At 40.1% G+C, this 17757-nt stretch carries 16 protein-coding genes and 1 other RNA gene; 10 read left to right on the forward strand and 7 right to left on the reverse strand.

What is annotated here, in order from left to right; all coding sequences use genetic code 11:
- Window positions 1-306 precede the first annotated feature (306 nt).
- Window positions 307-1047, reverse strand: coding sequence for a pyruvate formate-lyase-activating protein (gene pflA, locus MKY45_RS00085; RefSeq protein ID WP_042528620.1), 741 nt, complete (start codon window positions 1045-1047; stop codon window positions 307-309).
- A gap of 98 nt (window positions 1048-1145) precedes the next feature.
- Complete coding sequence (pflB, locus tag MKY45_RS00090) at window positions 1146-3401, reverse strand: formate C-acetyltransferase (RefSeq protein WP_341172346.1); 2256 nt, start codon at window positions 3399-3401, stop codon at window positions 1146-1148.
- A gap of 646 nt (window positions 3402-4047) precedes the next feature.
- Here pflB and MKY45_RS00095 point away from each other — a divergent pair.
- Window positions 4048-4965 (forward strand): DMT family transporter, encoded by a 918-nt coding sequence (locus MKY45_RS00095; RefSeq protein WP_332093964.1) that lies wholly within the window; start codon window positions 4048-4050, stop codon window positions 4963-4965.
- Between the two features lie 101 nt (window positions 4966-5066).
- Here MKY45_RS00095 and MKY45_RS00100 read toward each other — a convergent pair whose 3' ends face one another.
- Both MKY45_RS00100 and MKY45_RS00105 read right to left on the reverse strand, forming a co-directional pair.
- On the reverse strand, window positions 5067-5534 hold the full coding sequence (locus MKY45_RS00100; RefSeq protein ID WP_341172347.1) for an ImmA/IrrE family metallo-endopeptidase: 468 nt from the start codon (window positions 5532-5534) through the stop codon (window positions 5067-5069).
- Between the two features lie 106 nt (window positions 5535-5640).
- Window positions 5641-6015 (reverse strand): helix-turn-helix domain-containing protein, encoded by a 375-nt coding sequence (locus MKY45_RS00105; RefSeq protein ID WP_042528612.1) that lies wholly within the window; start codon window positions 6013-6015, stop codon window positions 5641-5643.
- Window positions 6016-6170: 155 nt separating this feature from the next.
- On the opposite strand from MKY45_RS00105, the gene MKY45_RS00110 reads away from it, so the two are divergent.
- The 4 genes from MKY45_RS00110 to MKY45_RS00125 all read left to right on the forward strand — a co-directional run bounded on the left by MKY45_RS00110 (window position 6171) and on the right by MKY45_RS00125 (window position 11031).
- Entirely contained in the window at window positions 6171-6404 is a 234-nt protein-coding gene (locus MKY45_RS00110) for a helix-turn-helix domain-containing protein (RefSeq protein WP_042528610.1), read from the forward strand.
- A gap of 542 nt (window positions 6405-6946) precedes the next feature.
- Window positions 6947-8185 carry a dicarboxylate/amino acid:cation symporter gene (locus MKY45_RS00115; RefSeq protein ID WP_341172348.1) on the forward strand — a complete coding sequence of 413 codons (1239 nt, stop codon included), beginning with the start codon at window positions 6947-6949 and terminating at the stop codon, window positions 8183-8185.
- Window positions 8186-8542: 357 nt separating this feature from the next.
- Window positions 8543-10258, forward strand: a complete 1716-nt coding sequence (gene acsA / locus MKY45_RS00120) for an acetate--CoA ligase (protein WP_332093961.1) — start codon at window positions 8543-8545, stop codon at window positions 10256-10258.
- A 257-nt stretch (window positions 10259-10515) separates the two neighbouring features.
- A complete protein-coding gene (locus MKY45_RS00125; RefSeq protein ID WP_341172349.1) occupies window positions 10516-11031 on the forward strand; it encodes a type 1 glutamine amidotransferase domain-containing protein in 516 nt (171 codons plus the stop codon).
- Between the two features lie 80 nt (window positions 11032-11111).
- On the opposite strand, the gene MKY45_RS00130 is transcribed toward MKY45_RS00125, so the two are convergent.
- On the reverse strand, window positions 11112-12404 hold the full coding sequence (locus MKY45_RS00130; protein WP_042528603.1) for a glycoside hydrolase family 18 protein: 1293 nt from the start codon (window positions 12402-12404) through the stop codon (window positions 11112-11114).
- Window positions 12405-12464: 60 nt separating this feature from the next.
- Window positions 12465-12992 (reverse strand): isochorismatase family cysteine hydrolase, encoded by a 528-nt coding sequence (locus tag MKY45_RS00135; RefSeq protein WP_042535603.1) that lies wholly within the window; start codon window positions 12990-12992, stop codon window positions 12465-12467.
- A 91-nt stretch (window positions 12993-13083) separates the two neighbouring features.
- On the opposite strand from MKY45_RS00135, the gene tadA reads away from it, so the two are divergent.
- The 3 genes from tadA (at window position 13084) to MKY45_RS00150 (ending at window position 15081) form a co-directional block, all read left to right on the forward strand.
- Window positions 13084-13587: a tRNA adenosine(34) deaminase TadA gene (gene tadA, locus MKY45_RS00140; protein WP_042528602.1), complete on the forward strand. Its 504-nt coding sequence runs from the start codon at window positions 13084-13086 to the stop codon at window positions 13585-13587.
- Between the two features lie 65 nt (window positions 13588-13652).
- An RNA gene (ffs, locus tag MKY45_RS00145) (signal recognition particle sRNA large type) lies at window positions 13653-13918 on the forward strand.
- 137 nt (window positions 13919-14055) lie between these two features.
- Complete coding sequence (locus MKY45_RS00150) at window positions 14056-15081, forward strand: NADH:flavin oxidoreductase/NADH oxidase (RefSeq protein WP_042528601.1); 1026 nt, start codon at window positions 14056-14058, stop codon at window positions 15079-15081.
- 243 nt (window positions 15082-15324) lie between these two features.
- On the opposite strand, the gene MKY45_RS00155 is transcribed toward MKY45_RS00150, so the two are convergent.
- Window positions 15325-15414, reverse strand: coding sequence for a putative holin-like toxin (locus tag MKY45_RS00155; protein WP_226894862.1), 90 nt, complete (start codon window positions 15412-15414; stop codon window positions 15325-15327).
- A gap of 257 nt (window positions 15415-15671) precedes the next feature.
- Between MKY45_RS00155 and dnaX the strand changes: the two genes are divergently transcribed.
- Together dnaX and MKY45_RS00165 are read left to right on the forward strand one after the other, a co-directional pair.
- Complete coding sequence (gene dnaX / locus MKY45_RS00160) at window positions 15672-17381, forward strand: DNA polymerase III subunit gamma/tau (RefSeq protein WP_256705456.1); 1710 nt, start codon at window positions 15672-15674, stop codon at window positions 17379-17381.
- 27 nt (window positions 17382-17408) lie between these two features.
- Complete coding sequence (locus MKY45_RS00165; RefSeq protein WP_042528599.1) at window positions 17409-17723, forward strand: YbaB/EbfC family nucleoid-associated protein; 315 nt, start codon at window positions 17409-17411, stop codon at window positions 17721-17723.
- Window positions 17724-17757: the final 34 nt, after the last annotated feature.

A 17757-nucleotide genomic window follows, 5' to 3' on the forward strand; every position in this document is an offset into this window, starting at 1 on the left:
TGTGTCTTTCAGTTATATTATCGGAGGCCACGGTTTATACTTGAAAATTACATAAACCGACAGACGTCATTTTTCGTTTTCTTGTTTGTTTTATGACAAGATTTCTGAAAGGTGGCTTTTTTTTATATAGAGAAGACAATTATTGTTCTGCTTATTTTTCGTGAAAAAGCAAAATGAGAAACACCATTGATGTTTTTTGTTTTATAGACGGTAATAATGAATAGAGCCGCTCCTAAAAAGAAGCGGCTCCATTCTTCTCATCTATATAAAGGGCAGGATACAGCAATGGATTCCGATTCCCTATCGCTATATCACTTTCACCCGATTCAAAATATCTTCGGCGTTTTTCACCCGTTCCTCTGTCGGTGGCTCTACACCTTCCAGCGGATAGTCCAAACCAAGATTTTCCCATTTATAGACACCTAATTTATGATACGGCAGCACTTCTATTTTTTCGACATTATTTAATGTCGCAATAAAATCGGAGAGCTGCTGTAAATGTGCATCGTTATCGCTGCCACCGGGAACAAGTACATGACGGACCCAGACAGGCACTTTCTTCTCGTCTAAATAGCGGGCCATGTCGAGAATATGTTCATTGGACAGACCAGTGAGCTCTTTATGCGCTGCAGCGTTGATATGCTTTAAATCAAGTAAAACCAAATCAGTTAATTCCAGTACTTTATCTAAATTTTTTATAAAGTGAGGGGAGCGGTTAAAGCATCCGGCAGAAGTATCAATGGTTGTGTGTACTCCTAATTTTTTCAGTTCGGTGAACAATTCGAGTAAAAATTCAACCTGAAGTAAAGGCTCTCCGCCGCTGACAGTCACTCCTCCATTGGTAGATTGGAAGAATGGGAGATAGCCCTTAATATCCTTCACCAGCTCTTGTACAGACATTTTCTTTCCTGCTCCCATGTTCCATGTATCCGGATTATGACAAAATTGACAGCGTAATAAACAGCCTTGAGTAAAGATAACATAGCGTAATCCAGGCCCGTCTACGGTTCCACACGTTTCGATTGAATGAATTCTTCCTTCTTTCATGATACTTTTCCCCCTCACTTCATATGCTGAAAATAATTCAGCATCAAGCGCTCAAGTTATTTAATGAGCGCTTGATATTGACTTCTTACAGAATGGCCTTACAAGCTTTCATGGAAGGTCCGGTTAATGACATCGATTTGCTGTTCTCTTGTCAGCTTAATAAAGTTTACTGCATATCCAGAGACGCGGATGGTAAGCTGCGGGTATTCTTCCGGATGCTCCATCGCATCTAATAAAGTTTTCCGATCAAAGACATTGATGTTTAGATGATGTCCTTTTTTTGCTGCATAGCCATCGAGGATACCGGCTAAGTTTGTTTTTCTTGTTTCTTCATCTTTACCTAACGCTTTTGGCACGATGGAGAAGGTGTTAGAGATACCATCCAGTGCGTATTTATATGGCAATTTTGCAACGGAGCTTAAAGAAGCTAATGAGCCATTTTTATCACGTCCGTGTAATGGGTTTGCTCCTGGAGCAAAAGGTTCTCCTGCTTTTCGTCCATCTGGTGTATTTCCCGTTTTCTTCCCGTAAACCACATTGGAAGTAATCGTCAGGATAGACTGTGTTGGTGTAGCATCGCGATACATATGGTGTTTCTTAATTTTATTCATAAAGTCTTTTACGAGATTCACAGCAATTTCATCTGCGCGATCATCGTTATTGCCGTATTTTGGATAGTCTCCTTCTATTTCATAATCAACAACAAGTCCGTCTTCATCACGAATGGTTCTTACCTTCGCATATTTAATGGCGCTTAGGGAATCGACAATGACGGATAGTCCTGCTACACCACAAGCCATGGTCCGTAATACTTCCCGGTCATGCAACGCCATTTCCAGTCGCTCGTAGCTGTATTTATCATGCATATAATGGATAATGTTTAATGCGTTGACATATAAACCAGATAACCAGTCTAGGAGGTTATCATATTTCTCCATCACTTCGTCGTAATCAAGATACTCTGATGTGATTGGTGCATAGTTTGGAGCTACCTGCATTTTTAGATTTTCATCTACACCGCCATTGATCGCATACAGAAGTGCTTTTGCCAAGTTTGCCCGTGCACCGAAGAACTGCATTTGTTTCCCGATGCGCATTGCAGATACACAGCAGGCAATTCCATAGTCATCTCCATAGATCGGGCGCATGATATCATCGTTTTCATATTGAATCGAGCTTGATTTAATAGACATTTTTGCACAATATTTTTTATAGTTTTCCGGCAGTTTAGCAGACCAAAGTACGGTTAAGTTTGGCTCTGGCGCCGGTCCTAAGTTATCTAATGTGTGCAGAAAACGATAGGAGCTCTTTGTTACAAGTGGGCGTCCATCTTCTGCTATTCCTGCCAATGATTCTGTTACCCAAGTCGGGTCTCCGCTAAATAATTCGTTATAATCTGGTGTTCTTGCGAATTTTACGAGACGCAGCTTCATCACAAAATGATCGACAAGTTCTTGCGCTTCTTGCTCTGTCATAACCCCATTTTCAATATCTCTCTCTATATAAATATCTAAGAATGTAGAAACACGGCCAAGACTCATGGCAGCCCCGTTTTGCTCTTTAATGGCAGCTAAATAGGCTAAATAGAGCCATTGGAATGCTTCCTGTGCAGTTGTTGCAGGCTTGGAAAGGTCAAATTCATATTTTTCTCCGAGCTTTTTCAAATCCATTAAGGAACGAATCTGCTCCGAGGTTTCTTCACGGTCGCGAATCACATCGTCCGTCATTGTTCCGTTACCAATCAGCTGCAGGTCTTTTTTCTTTTCTTCAATTAAACGGTCTACTCCATACAGGGCAACACGGCGGTAATCACCGATAATACGTCCGCGGCCGTATGCATCTGGAAGCCCGGTGATGATTCCTGCTTTTCTTGCTTTTAAGATTTCGGGTGTATAGGCATCAAAGACGCCTTGGTTATGCGTTTTCCGGTGTTCTGTAAAGGTATGGACAACGTCATCATCAACTTTGTAGCCATAGGATTCTGCGGCAGCTACAGCCATACGGATACCTCCAAAAGGCATTAGAGCACGTTTGAAAGGCGCATCTGTTTGCACGCCGACGATTTTTTCCAAGGGCTTATTTAAATAACCAGCACCGTGAGAGGTAATAGTAGATACGATTTTTGTATCTAAATCATATACACCGCCATTTTCCCGTTCTTCTCTGGTTAATTGCATGACTTGCTCCCACAGGTCTTTGGTGGCTTGAGTTGCATCAGTTAAGAAGGATTCATTTCCTTCATATAAATGATAATTCTGTAAAATAAAATCACGAACATCAATTTCTTGCTGCCAGTTGCCTTCAACGAAACCATCCCAAGGGACTCTTTTTACCATTTCATCTGCTACTTTCATAACAAAAACCCTCCTCTTAATTAATTGTGAATAAATTCACAATAACCTCTATTTTTATTATAACGGTTTCGGAAAATAAAACAAGTGAAATACTTCACAAATGAAGAAAGTTCTTAAAATGTTCAAATTTAAAGCTTGAGAAATAAGAGGATTTTATAAAATAGTAACATTCGTTCCAAGCCTTTTTTAAAGAGTAAGAAAGTATAAAATGTTGAGGATAGCCGCTCCAACGGGTTTCATGGGGGGAGTAATCTTAGGCCCCAGAAATACACTACGCTTTCCATGGGCCCCGAGCTCATCTCCTTTAAAGAAGACTTGCTGATTGGCAAGCCGACAGGCGCAGACAGAAGCATAGTCGCGCTTATGCCTATGGTAGAAAATAGAAGAACACTTTTTTCCTGCGGAGTCTTCCCACTAGGACTGCTGCGGTTACTCGCCCCGTCAAAACCGTTGCCCGCGGAAAGCGACTTCCCGAAGCGGACATCTGCTCGGCAAGAATATTAGTATTTTAAAGACCAAGTGATTTTCTTGGTTTCTCTTAATAAATACCGGGTTTTGGATAGGGGAACGGAGCAAGTGTATTGTTTTCTGCTATATATTTGCTTAAAATAAATACATTACGGTTTTTAGAAGGAAGGTTTCTTTATTGTATGTAATAATTGTTCTGGGGATCATTGCAGGAATGATGATTCCGCTGCAGACAGCAGTAAATAATCGGCTGACTGTGTTTACGAAAGCGGTGTTGCCGACATCCTTTTATTCCTTTTTATCTGGAAGTATTATTTTATTTTTCATTAATCTTATGATAGATCCTGACAAATTTACAGTATCATTCTTTGCAGATCAATCCTTTTCCTATATCTGGTTTACTGGTGGTGTGCTTGGAGTAATTTTTCTTACAGGGAATATTATTTTACTGCCCAAAATTGGTGCAGCATTAACGGTTATTGTTACCGTAACAGGACAGATGGTGATTGGTATTTTGATTGATACCTTTGGCTGGTTTAGTGCAGAGGTAAAACCGTTGCATTTTATGCATATCGTTGGTGTTCTTCTTTTAATTACCGGAATTGTCTATATGAATGCGAAAAAAAATCCCGGCGTTTCGCAGAGTCATTCCCGTCTGTGGGTATTGTTCGGGATATGTACAGGAATGATGCCGCCGCTGCAGACAGCAATCAATAGCGCCTTGCGTTATGAAGTAGACTCCTTTATTTATGCTGCTTTTATTTCATTTATTGTAGGAACCGCTGTGTTATTTATTCTGTCGATGATAGTGAATAAAGGAGTAAAGTTAACACGTATTTCTGGAGATTTTAAATTAAAGCCCTGGCATTTTGCCGGTGGTGCACTCGGCGCAGCATATATCGCATCAAATATCAGTTTAATGCCTTATCTGGGTGTTACATTAACGATGATGGCTGCTATTTTAGGGCAGATTATCATGGGACTGTTAATTGATCATTTTGGGCTGTTTAACCTTCCGAAGTATTTAATTGATCAAAGAAGGGTTATCGCTGTTATTATGATTATCAGTGGAATAATCGTACTCAATATCTTTTAAGAGGATATTTAAAAATTCTTTTTCACTGTCCTTTTTGTACATGTATTTTAAGTTCGCAGACCTTGTTTCTTGCCTGTTGGAAAGGAAACAAGGTCTAATTTTTACCCTGTGAGATAGGAAGGGGTTTTTTCATACAGAGAAAAATGGTTATTATGGTACATCTCCAGCCTGTGCAGCGCAAAGGAAAATTCCACCGGAAAATGCTGCAGAATATCATAAACATTTTCGATATGAAGCTGGTCCAGCATAAATGTCGGGATACAAAAATGATATGCAAAATGGTTGGCTTGATTTTCTTGCAGGTCGACAAAAAGGGAATGCATAAAACGCTGATCTCCTTCATGGAAAAAATAATGGCATAATTCATGCCCAAAACATTGCCATATATTTTGCTGGGAAGTATTTGGAAGTACGATATAATTATCTATCCGCATACTGACAGATGCTGCATAAATAATTTCAATATTTAAAGCTTGTGCAATAGCAGAAATGGAGAGCTCTGCCGGAGTCTGGATATTCAGCTGCTTGTATAATACTTCGACAAATTTTTCTACATCTGAATAGTACATTTGATTTCCCACCTTCAATAAGAATATACGTTCGGTTTGAAGTGCTAAAAATAAGGTGCAGCAAGTACACCTGTTTTTATATTGCTTATGGAAGTATAAATCAGCATTAGTCATTTTGATTGGCGTTACCATTATTTGTTTTCTTTCTGTATAAAATATATTGTATCACATTTAAAGCTTCTTCTTTCTCATCTTCTGTCATTCGTTTCCAATTACGGAACATCAATGTATCTTGCTCCGACATCGGCTCCGGCCGGGAAGTATCCTTTGTTGAGGGAGACATAGATTTACCTAAAAGCCAATCTACGGAAACACCATATAAATTAGCCATTTTATGTAACGTGTCTGTGTCCGGATCACGATATTCTCTTTCATAACCAGATAAAGTACCATTTGAAATACCTAAAAGTTTCGAAGCTTCAATTTGTTTTAATCCAGCTTTTTCTCGTGCTTCTCTTAATCTTTGGGAAAGAATTTTCATAGTATCCACCTCAATATAGAGATAATACCATTTTTAATAAAAACAATAATATTTTTAAGCGAAATGCAAATTTTATTGTTTTCGTATATTGACTTATGCAAAGCGCTTAATTATAATTTAAAGTATAAAAACCAAAAGATGGATGGGGTGATTTAGTGGAAATACATGAGAAAATCGAATTTATCAGACAGCAAAAGCAGATAACGAAGACACAAATTGCAAAAAAATGCTCTAAAACTCCTGCCTGGTACACCAATATTTCCAAGGGAAAAACAAAGATAGATGTAGATACCCTGGAAAGAATAGCAGATGCATTAGAAATTGATGTGAAAATGTTATTTGATAAGGAGTTGAATGATGCATTAAATAAATGCAAAGAGCTTTTATAAACGAAAATAAAAAGGAAGAGATTTTATACACCCTAGATCAAAACGATACCTCGAAGAGCTGGAATGATATAACTATCATTAAGCGCCACATAGCTATCCCCTCAAAGAAAAATCTCTCAACCACAATATATTTTATCCTGTTATAATACGTAATTCGGGTTCTATCTCCTCGTTCATAGGGAGGTAGTTTTTTATTGGATAAATGAAGCTTGTGTTTTACTCAATAAAAAACTGGGTAAAGATTTTAAACATATTTATGTAATATGGAATATAATGTAATATTTAAAAACATACTATTCAAGTACCTTACATTTATGGTAGAATTTATCTTACTCTACAATTAGAATAAACCCTGTAAAATGTAGTCGCCTCAACTACAATGAAAAATCCAATAAATCTATGTTTTATATCCAATGAAAATAAAGTGTTTATCAAGAGTGAAGAATGACTGATTAAAGAAAAGGTAACTAGCAGTAAATAAAAAAACTTTGTTTCAGTTGGATATTTTTGTACCCGAAAACATAGTGAAAGGAAGAAGGTATATGGATTCTAAAAAATTAACGAGAAGAATATTAATTGCTCTGGTTGCTGGTGCAGCTGCTGGTATAGCACTGACATTTGCCCCGGAAAGTTTTTTTGAACCTCTCGATAAATATGTATTAGCCCCGATTGGTCAAATATTTATTAATCTTATAATGATGTTAGTAGTTCCGCTTGTATTTGTATCCATTGTATTAGGAACAGCAGGCCTGGGAGACCCGAAAAAATTAGGAAAGATTGGTGTTTCCGCGGTTGCCTTTTTCTTAACAACAACGGCAATTGCAATCAGTTTAGGTCTAGGTTTGGGTTATTTGATCCAGCCGGGGTCGACAGGGATCTTTGATACGTCAAATGCAGAATACAGCGCAGATGAAGCACCGCCAATTATGGAGACGTTGATTAATATTGTTCCTGAGAATCCTATAGAAGCATTGGCATCTGGAGAAATGCTTCAGATTATTGCATTTGCTATCTTTATTGGGGTTGCATTGGCATTTTTAAGTGATAAAACAAAAGGAATATATAATCTATTTGAACAGGCAAACGAAATTTTGAATTGGTTAATTACAGTGATTATGCGATTTGCTCCGTATGGGGCATTTGCTTTGATTGCCTCAGCAATTGGTGATGCTGGACTGAATGCACTCGGTTCCATGTTGAGCTATATGTTAACGGTGATTGCAGGTTTGCTGCTGCACGCACTCATTATCTATTCGCTTGCTATTTGGCTAATCGGACGCGGGAACCCAATTACATTTTTTAAAGTATTTTTCCCGGCAATGGTGGTTGGCTTTAGTACTTCCAGCTCTAATGCTGCACTTCCTGTGGCGATGAAGACAGCTCAAGAAAAACTGGGTGTAAAAAAAGCTGTCAGCAGCTTTGTTCAGCCGCTCGGTGCAACCATTAATATGGACGGGACAGCAATTATGCAGGCTGTAGCAACCGTATTTATTTCCCAAGTGTATGATATCCCGCTGACTTTTATGGATTTATTAATGGTCGTTCTTATCGCTACGTTGGCAAGTGTTGGTACAGCAGGCGTCCCTGGCGTCGGACTGGTGATGCTGGCAATGGTACTTGGCCAAGTTGGGCTGCCGGTAGAAGGCATTGCTTTAATAATTGGTATTGACCGTCTTCTCGATATGTTAAGGACATCTCTAAATATTGCCGGCGATGCTACTTGTGCATATATTATATCTGAACGGGGAAAACGGAATGAGAAAAAGACACAAAATGCATAAAATCAATATTTAATTCAATGAAATCCGAACGCATTTGCATTCTAACGAGAGAATGTTCAAAATGGGTCCGGATTTCTTTGTTTCGTACGTTGTTTTTATTCTATTTAGCTGGAAGTTGATTAAGAGATAACCTGCAGCACGCTTTCTGCTTAATTTATTTGTTCCTGATAAACTGCTGTAAATCATGGGTTAACGGGTATTCATCCCAGTAATATCTCCTTTATTTTGTAAAATTAGAAACAAACTCTTTAAAAATGTCACAGAATGTTCTAAAATAGAAATAGTTAACAAAATATTTTAATCCTTTTTTTAATTCTATTTGTAATCGTTTCCAATTAAGATGAATGAGGTGATTAGATGGATATGCAAGCAATTCCGGCACGTGAAGGCAATCATAATTTAAAAAACTACGAGGATTTTCGAAAAACATTTTCTTGGGAAAGTGTGGAGAAGAACTTTTCCTGGCATGAAACAGGAAAAGTGAATATGGCCTATGAAGCAATTGATAGACATGCTGATAATCCGGATAAGAAGGATAAAATCGCATTACTATATTCAGATCCCAATCGAGAAGAAAAGGTCAGCTTTGATGAACTTCGTTTACAAAGTAATCAATTTGCGAATGTATTGAAGAAATACGATGTGCAAAAAGGAGATCGTGTTTTTCTTTTTATGCCGAGAAGTCCGGAGTTCTATCAAGCATTTTTTGGTATTCTAAAAATAGGGGCGATTGCAGGACCGCTGTTTGAGGCATTTATGGAGCAGGCAGTCGGCGATCGATTAGAGAATAGTGAGGCGCGTGTATTAATAACAACTCCTGATTTACTCTACCGTATCCCGCAGGACAGACTGCCTCATTTAGAGAAAATCGTGTTAGTAGGTGCGCATGAGGAAGAAGGAGACCAGTATATTGGTTTCGATTCCGAAATGAAAGAGGCATCCACGGATTTTGATATTGTTTGGGTGGATAGAGAAGATGGCATGCTGCTTCATTATACATCTGGTTCCACAGGGAAGCCAAAAGGCATCCTGCATGTCCATAACGCTATGATACAGCATTACGCAACTGGAGAATGGGTGTTAGATTTAGAGGACGATGACATCTATTGGTGTACAGCTGACCCTGGCTGGGTTACAGGAACAAGCTATGGTATTTTTGCGCCTTGGCTGCACGGAGTGACAAATGTGATTCGCGGCGGACGTTTTTCTCCAGATGATTGGTATAAAACGTTACAGGATAATCATGTTACCGTATGGTATACTGCACCGACAGCATTACGGATGCTTGTAAGTCACGGCGAAGAGAAGGTCAGAGAATATGACCTGTCTGCGCTGCGTCATATTTTGAGCGTAGGAGAGCCATTAAATCCGGAAGTAATTACATGGGGATTAAAAGCTTTCGATTTACGAATTCATGATACCTGGTGGATGACAGAGACAGGGGCGCAGGTGATTGTAAACATCCCGTCACTGGAAATCAGACCTGGTTCCATGGGGAAACCAATCCCTGGGGTAGAGGCGTCCATTGTCGATAATGAAGGCAATGAAATCCCTCCAAATCAAATGGGTAATTTAGCCATCAAAGCGGGATGGCCGTCCATGATGCGCGAGGTTTGGAACAATAAAGGAAAATATGAAAGTTATTTTATTAACGGCTGGTATGTCTCTGGAGATAGTGCATATCGCGATGAAGATGGATATTTCTGGTTCCAGGGCCGTCTGGATGATGTTATCAATACATCTGGAGAACGGGTCGGACCATTTGAGGTCGAGAGCAAGCTGATTGAACATCCGGCTGTTGCAGAGGCGGGAGTTATCGGTAAGCCGGATCCGGAGCGTGGAGAAATTATTAAAGCATTTATCACCTTAAATCCGGGTCATGAAAAAAGTGATGAGCTGTTGGAAGAAATTCGTCAATTTATTAAAAAAGAATTAAGTGCACACGCTGCACCAAGAGAAATTGAAGTAAAAGACTCTATTCCTAAAACACGGAGCGGTAAAATCATGCGCCGTTTATTAAAATCATGGGAATTAGGGCTGCCGACAGGAGATACTTCGACGTTAGAGGAGTAATCCGTCTATTGTAAAAAAAGCAGGAAATACTTTATAAAATGAACATAGTGGCTTCTCATTTAACGATAAAAATGAGAAGCCACTATTTTTACGTACTCAAACTTTCGTACATTAAAAAATAACTTTTTTTTCACAGAAACAGGAGTTAATCGTTCCTTCGATAACGCCCTTTACAAAGAATATCAATTCGTATGTTTTAAATAAATTCTATTTGGGAAGATATAGGATGTAACCAATATTAAAGGAGTGAATAATTCATGGGTAAAAAAATTGCAACAGTTATCACAGACTTATTTGAAGACGTAGAATATACAGACCCTAAAAAAGCATTGGAAGAAGCTGGTCATGAGCTGGTTACGATTGAAAAAGAACAAGGCAATACCGTAACAGGCAAATCAGAAGATACAAAAGTAACTATCGATAAAGGTATTGATGACGTAAAACCAGAAGACTTTGATGCATTATTTATTCCTGGCGGTTTCTCTCCAGACATGCTTCGTTCAGATGACCGCTTCGTTGCATTTGCAAAACATTTTATGGATGAGAAGAAACCAGTGATGGCCATTTGTCATGGACCGCAGCTTCTTATCACTGCAAAAACACTGAATGGACGTGGAGCAACAGGCTTTAAATCAATCCAGGTTGATTTAGAAAATGCAGGTGCGAAATTCCAGGATAAAGAAGTTGTCGTTTGTCAAAATCAATTAGTAACAAGCCGTACACCAGATGATATTCCAGCGTTTAATCGTGAGTCTGTGAAAGTGCTTGGTTAATTAAAAAGTATAATTAGAAATAAAGAAGAGTGCTTTGAAAATATGGTTTCAAAGCACTCTTTTTCATGTACATATTCTGCTTATTCCTCTAATTTTTGAATATCAAATTCATTATTTAAAAGCAGCCAGTTCTGCGGGAAGGACAGCCCTAATTTCCAATAAGAAATGCCTAAAAGTTGAAATTCGCGGATTAAATCAAATTTAGCCTGGATTGAACGGGCATCCTCAAACCAAACCTCGTGCTCCTGTCCGGAGGCATCTGCATACATAAAATAGGGCGCTTGGGCTGTGGTATCATATTGAATCGCAACATTATTCTCCCAGGCGATTTGAACGGCCTGCTGCGGACTGATAGCCCGTGCCGCTTCCCCTCCTTCTACAAAAGGAAGTGTCCAATCATATCCATATAAATTCTGACCGAGTAAAATTTTCTCTGATGGAATTTCAGAAACAGCATATTCCACCACGTCGCGGACGGAGTTGAGAGGTGAAATAGCCATCGGTGGCCCGTAGCTGTAGCCCCATTCATAAGTCATCAACACAACAAAATCAACAATCTCTCCGTGGGTGCGGTAATCATGCGCTTCATACCATTGCCCTGCCTGTTCTGCGCTCGTTTTTGGCGCAAGTGCTGTTGAAATCAGCAGTCCAGCTTGGGAAAGGCGATCCTTCGCGGTACGCAAAAAGGTATTATAAGCCTCCCTATCATCTGATGGAAGAAATTCAAAATCAAAATGTACATCACGAAAGCCTTGTTCTGTTGCGATATTAATAATCTCATCTAATAACCGGTTTTGAACAGCCTGCACCGTTAAGATAATATGCCCGACCTCCGAGCTGAATGCTCCTTCTTCTAAATTAGTAATGGCCATCGCAATGGAAGCGCCGTTTGCTCGTGCGGAGGTGATAAGATTCCCTGTTGGCGGAGCTGTCAGTGTACCATCCCGATTAGCGCGGTAGCTAAATAAGGTGAGATACGTTAAAAAAGGCGAATACGTGCTTGCTGCTGTTTCTAATGTCTGGGAAACCTCCTCTCCCATTGGTTCGACATAGGCATTGGAAGTAATCGGTTCTTTTGGAGCAGGCGGGATGTATAGGCGAAGTCCAGGATAAATAATCTGATTTGCATTTAATCCGTTAATCGTTGCTAATTCCTCCACAGGGATGTTAAATTGAGCCGCCACGGAAGAAAGTGTATCACCAGACTGCACAAAATAAAACTCTCCGACAATGGGAATGACAAGTGCTTGCCCGATAACTAATTGGTCAGGTGCATTTAGTTCATTCGCATTGACAATATCTTGAACGGAGGAACCGTATGTATCTGCAATTTGCTCCAGCGTATTTCCTTGTTCAACGACGTATATTTGCAAACTAATAACCCCCTTCAGAGTGCTTCTTACTCACTATATGAAGGGGGAGAAAGTAATATGCTAAATTGCTGTAATATCTGCATCCATGACCGATTCCATTAGATAAAGCGCATAGTTATTATTATCCACTCCCTCGGAGGCGAGGCAGTTTTTAGGAATGGAAAGGCTGAATTTATACATATAGGCATCCTTTGCCGTAAACAGAATACAAATATCGCCGGCGATCCCTGCCAAAATAAGATGTGTTCGTTTTAAATCTGTTAAAAGAGCGTGTAAGGGTGCTTGAAAAAAGGCGGAGTGTTGTGGTTTAATTAGGAAATAATCGTCATCATCCGGTTTGATTTTTTCAATGATGTTCTCACTCTTTTCATTTTTACAATATTTGATAATCTCCCGGAAATCTGCTTGCCATAAGCCATAATGATCGTTAACGTAGATAATAGGTATCGACTTTTCTTTGGCGAAGTGACGCAAATTAATTAAATTTGGGAGAATCTCTTCTGTGTTTGCAAGAAGGTTGTCACCGCCGTCAAATTTAAAATCATTGATTAAGTCGATAAAAACGAGTGCTGTGTTCTCTGGTGTTATATTCATGAGCTTCTCCTTTTTTAAAGAAATCAGTTAATATAGTATTCCCGCTAAACAATTATTAAAACGAGAATAAAGTGATGTGATAAAAATGACAGAAGAAATATCTGTAAGCCAAGATGAAAAGTATATGGCAGCTGCTCTGCAGGAGGCACGCAGAGCTTGGATGTTAAACGAAGTTCCCATTGGTGCAGTGGTCGTGAAGGAAGGAGAAATTATCGGCAGAGGCTTTAATTTGCGTGAATCCATGCAGACTACCTTAACTCATGCAGAGCTTCTTGCTATTCAGGATGCCAATCAAAAAGTCGGCAGCTGGAGATTAGAGGATTGCACCTTATATGTTACATTAGAGCCATGCCCTATGTGCGCCGGAGCAATTGTTCAATCAAGAGTGAAGCGTGTAGTCTATGGAGCAAGTGACCCAAAAGCAGGCTGTGCGGGAACCTTAATGAATTTATTGGAAGAACCGCGGTTTAACCATCAGGTCGAGGTGAAATCTGGTGTGCTTGAACCACAATGCAGTACGGTTTTAAAGAATTTTTTTAAAGAGCTGCGTCAGAAGAAGAATGAAAAGGATGCTGAGGCGGGAGAATAGAGCCGGCACTGGAAAAGATACTTTTTTCATTGCATTTTTAGGACGAGGAAGCTATAATAATAAATACGTGCTAAGCGGGGAGGTAGCGGTGCCCTGTACTCGCAATCCGCTATAGCGAGGCCGAATTCCTGCTCGAGGTGGGATGACTGTGTGGTCAGACGTAAGGAATTGGTGTTGACGTCCGGGTCCTGCGCAACAGGAACCCATGAACCCTGTCAGGTCCGGAAGGAAGCAGCAGTAAGTGGTCATTCTTGTGTGCCGCAGGGAAACCTGGGCTGAGCCATGAACTTACGTAGCGCATATGGTCACTCCATCGAAAGCAGGTGCACGTTACATATGAAAGAAAAGGACTGTGAATGCAGTTCTTTTTTTTATGCAAAAATATAGCGGGATAAACAGATTATTTGCACTGAATCATAAGAAAGCATATGCTATGAATTACTTAAAATTTACAAGCGAGGTGTAAAAATGGCTCAATTAACACAACCTTTTACATTAAAAAATTTAACCTTGAAAAATAAAGTTGTCATGGCTCCAATGTGCCAGTATTCAGTAGATGCTAAGGACGGGATTCCAAACGATTGGCATTTTGTTCATTATACCTCCCGTGCAGTGGGCGGCGCCGGATTAATCTTAGTGGAAATGACAGATGTCGATCCGGATGGGCGGATTACAGATAATGACCTTGGTCTCTGGTCAGACGAGCAAATTCCAGCTTATAAAAAAATAGTTGATGCCGTTCATAAGCAGGGCGCTAAAATTGGTATTCAGATTGCGCATGCCGGCAGAAAGGCTGAGGATGCGAACCCGCCAGTTGCTCCATCGGCAATTCCTGTTACAGAGGATGATAAAATGCCTCGTGCTTTAACGACAGATGAAGTCCGGGAAACGATTCAACAGTTCCAGGATGCAGCAAAACGAGCAGTCGAAGCTGGTTTTGATACGATTGAATTGCATGGAGCACACGGTTATTTGATTCATCAATTTCATTCTCCGTTAATTAATCAGAGAGAGGATGAATATCAGGAGCTGTCCTTCTTTGGGGTACAAATTATCCGTGCTGTGAAAGATGTGATTCCTGCAGATATGCCGCTTCTGATGCGCATTTCAGCTGTAGAATACATGGATGGCGGCTATGATATAGACCACGCATTAGAAATTGCCAAAAAATATAAAGCGGCTGGTGTTGATATGTTCCATATTTCCAGCGGCGGAGAAGCACCTCCAGGAAAGCAAAAACCAGCCACCAATCCAGGCTATCAGCTTCCATTTGCACGCAGGTTTAAAGAAGAGCTGGATATGCCGGTGATTGCTGTCGGCCTTTTAGAAGACCCTGCGTTGGCAGAGTCTGTTATTGGCAATGGCGATGCGGACCTGGTTGCGATTGGCCGCGGTATGCTGAAAGATCCTTATTGGGCCATTCGGGCAAGCGAACAGTTGGGAGATACGATGGAACCGGCAAGACAATATAAGCGTGCTTATCCGAAGAAGTAGTGATGAATGCAGACGAATAGAAGGATGATTCCCCGTACGAGTTTCTTTTTACAGGTAAAATTGTACTAGAAACCAGGGATATGATATAATTTCTATAGCAAAGCATACGATATAAAAAAGGGCAGCATGCAACCACATGCTGCCCGGAAAATACACACAGTGATTTCTCTCCATCAGAGAGGGAAGGCTGTTTTAAGTGACAATGAAGCCACCCTGTTTGCCGGCAAGCGAAGGGTGGTTTTTTTACTTTTGGTCTTTATCATGAAATGAAAGAATGGCTATAATAAGCAAGCCAAAGCTGATCATTAAAGATAAGGCATCAAAAGTAGCCATAGGCATCACCTCCTTTCATATAGGAGATGGTACCTTCCACCGTTTAACTTCTTACTGTGAGTATCTTAGTGTATTATACCATAATAGGAACATTAGTTCTATAAATTTAGACGAACCTTTTTATTCAACATAAAAAAATTAAATTCTAAGCTAATTTTTGCAAACATAAATTACTTCCAGATAATCATTTCTAAGGTTTTCATCCAAGCCTTTAATCGGGTATAATAAGAAGGAGACAAATAAGGGGAATCGAAATCATGAGTTATCAAGCTTTATACCGCGTCTGGCGACCAAGAACATTTGAAGATGTCGTAGGACAGCAGCATATCACGAGAACATTACAAAATGCTATTACCCAGGATAAATTCTCACATGCTTATTTATTCTCTGGCCCAAGAGGGACAGGGAAAACGAGTGCTGCAAAGATTTTTGCACAAACGATTAATTGTGAGCATGCGCCTGTCAAAGAACCATGTAATGAATGTGCGGCATGTAAAGGGATTCAAGATGGCTCTATTTCGGATGTCATTGAAATTGATGCGGCATCAAATACTAGCGTCGATGATATTCGTGATATTCGTGATAAAGTAAAGTATGCACCGAGTGCTGTTCCTTATAAAGTGTATATTATTGATGAAGTGCATATGATATCTGTCAATGCATTTAATGCGCTTTTGAAAACGCTGGAAGAGCCGCCAAAACATGTTGTATTTATTCTGGCAACTACCGAACCGCATAAAATACCATTAACGATTATATCCCGTTGCCAGCGCTTTGATTTCAAACCGATTTCTAATCAGGCAATTGTGGAAAGAATGCAAAAAATCATGCAGGCAGAAACTATTTCTGTTACAGAGGAAGCCTTAGAGTCTGTGGCATTAGCAGCAGAAGGCGGAATGCGTGATGCACTGAGTATCCTGGACCAGGCAATTTCCTATAGTGAGGAGCAGGTAGAGTTAGAAGATGTGCTTGCTGTAACTGGCGGAGTATCTCAGGAGGTGCTCACCAATATCGTCCGTGCAATGATTCAGCAGGATGTGCAGACGGTGCTTCAAGGATTGGACCAGATGATTCAGACCGGAAAAGATCCCGGAAAGTTTGTACAGGATTTAATCTACTTTATGCGTGATTTACTTTTATATAAAAGCTCGTCAGGTTTAGCTGATTTATTAGAACGGGCAGTAGCCAATGAAGCTTTTGAAGCATTATCGGAGCAAGTGGAGAACAGCTGGATTCAGCATGCAATTATTGAACTGAATCAATGCCAGCAGGAAATGAAATGGTCCAACAGTCCGAAAATCTTTATTGAAGTTGCACTGTTGTCCATTACAGATCAATTTGGAAAGACGCAAGGATCCGGACAGCTTCAGCCGGAAGCTGTGGAGCAATCAGCTGTTGTCGGGCAGCTTCAGCAGAAACTGCAGGCGATGGAGCGTGATATTGCAAAATTAAAAGAAGCCCCGCCCCAGCAGCAAGATGCTGGCGGTACCGCCCCTGCACAGGAAAGACGCCGTCCCAGCTCGAGAAATTCACGAAACACTTATAAGATTCCATTTGATCGAATTCGTGATACACTAGGAAAGGCAGAGAAAAAAGAACTGAAAGATGTTCATGCACATTGGGCAAACTTCTTAAATCAGTTGAAAACAACAAATGCCCCGGCTCATGCGACGATTCAGGACAGCAAGCCTGCTGCGGCATCAGCTGATACCCTGATTGTTGCGTTTAAATATGAAATTCATTGTTCTTTATTCCTGGATCATCGGGAAATGGTAGAATCGATATTAGGGAATTTGGATAAACACCGCACGATTATTCCTATTCCGGAGAAAGAGTGGAATGACCTGCGCAGTGAGTATATTCAAAAGCAGGAAAAGCCGGATGAACCCAAGAAACCAGAAGGAGACCCGCTCGTAGATGAAGCGCGAAAGCTTTTTGGTGATGATCTTTTAGAAATTTATGATTAACATATACATTTAAAGGAGGTATTTTCCATGAAGGGAAATATGAATAACATGATGAAGCAAATGCAGAAAATGCAGAAGAAAATGATGAAGGCACAGGATGAATTACATGAAATGTCCTTTGAAGCTTCAGCTGGCGGCGGCATGGTAACTGTCCGGGCGAATGGCAAAAAAGAAATTACAGATGTAGAAATCAAAGAAGAGGTTGTTGACCCGGATGATATTGAAATGCTGCAGGATCTTATTTTAGCAGCGACTAATGACGTGTTAACACAAATCGATGACAAAACAAATGATACCATGGGACAATTTACAAAAGGAATGAATATGCCAGGAATGTTCTAATTCCTTTCTAATTAAAGATAAGACGTCTGGCTTC

It is taken from the genome of Oceanobacillus sp. FSL K6-0251 (genome assembly GCF_038004725.1).
GTDB classification, from domain to species: Bacteria; Bacillota; Bacilli; order Bacillales; family Amphibacillaceae; genus Oceanobacillus; species Oceanobacillus oncorhynchi.

Bases quoted from the DNA above. Each gene is read 5' to 3' on its own strand.
- pflA (WP_042528620.1), bottom strand. From the start codon at position 1,047: ATGAAAGAAGGAAGAATTCATTCAATCGAAACGTGTGGAACCGTAGAC.
- pflB (WP_341172346.1), bottom strand. From the start codon at position 3,401: ATGAAAGTAGCAGATGAAATGGTAAAAAGAGTCCCTTGGGATGGTTTC.
- MKY45_RS00100 (WP_341172347.1), bottom strand. From the start codon at position 5,534: ATGTACTATTCAGATGTAGAAAAATTTGTCGAAGTATTATACAAGCAG.
- MKY45_RS00105 (WP_042528612.1), bottom strand. From the start codon at position 6,015: ATGAAAATTCTTTCCCAAAGATTAAGAGAAGCACGAGAAAAAGCTGGA.
- MKY45_RS00115 (WP_341172348.1), top strand. From the start codon at position 6,947: ATGGATTCTAAAAAATTAACGAGAAGAATATTAATTGCTCTGGTTGCT.
- acsA (WP_332093961.1), top strand. From the start codon at position 8,543: ATGGATATGCAAGCAATTCCGGCACGTGAAGGCAATCATAATTTAAAA.
- MKY45_RS00125 (WP_341172349.1), top strand. From the start codon at position 10,516: ATGGGTAAAAAAATTGCAACAGTTATCACAGACTTATTTGAAGACGTA.
- tadA (WP_042528602.1), top strand. From the start codon at position 13,084: ATGACAGAAGAAATATCTGTAAGCCAAGATGAAAAGTATATGGCAGCT.
- MKY45_RS00150 (WP_042528601.1), top strand. From the start codon at position 14,056: ATGGCTCAATTAACACAACCTTTTACATTAAAAAATTTAACCTTGAAA.
- MKY45_RS00155 (WP_226894862.1), bottom strand. From the start codon at position 15,414: ATGGCTACTTTTGATGCCTTATCTTTAATGATCAGCTTTGGCTTGCTT.
- dnaX (WP_256705456.1), top strand. From the start codon at position 15,672: ATGAGTTATCAAGCTTTATACCGCGTCTGGCGACCAAGAACATTTGAA.
- MKY45_RS00165 (WP_042528599.1), top strand. From the start codon at position 17,409: ATGAAGGGAAATATGAATAACATGATGAAGCAAATGCAGAAAATGCAG.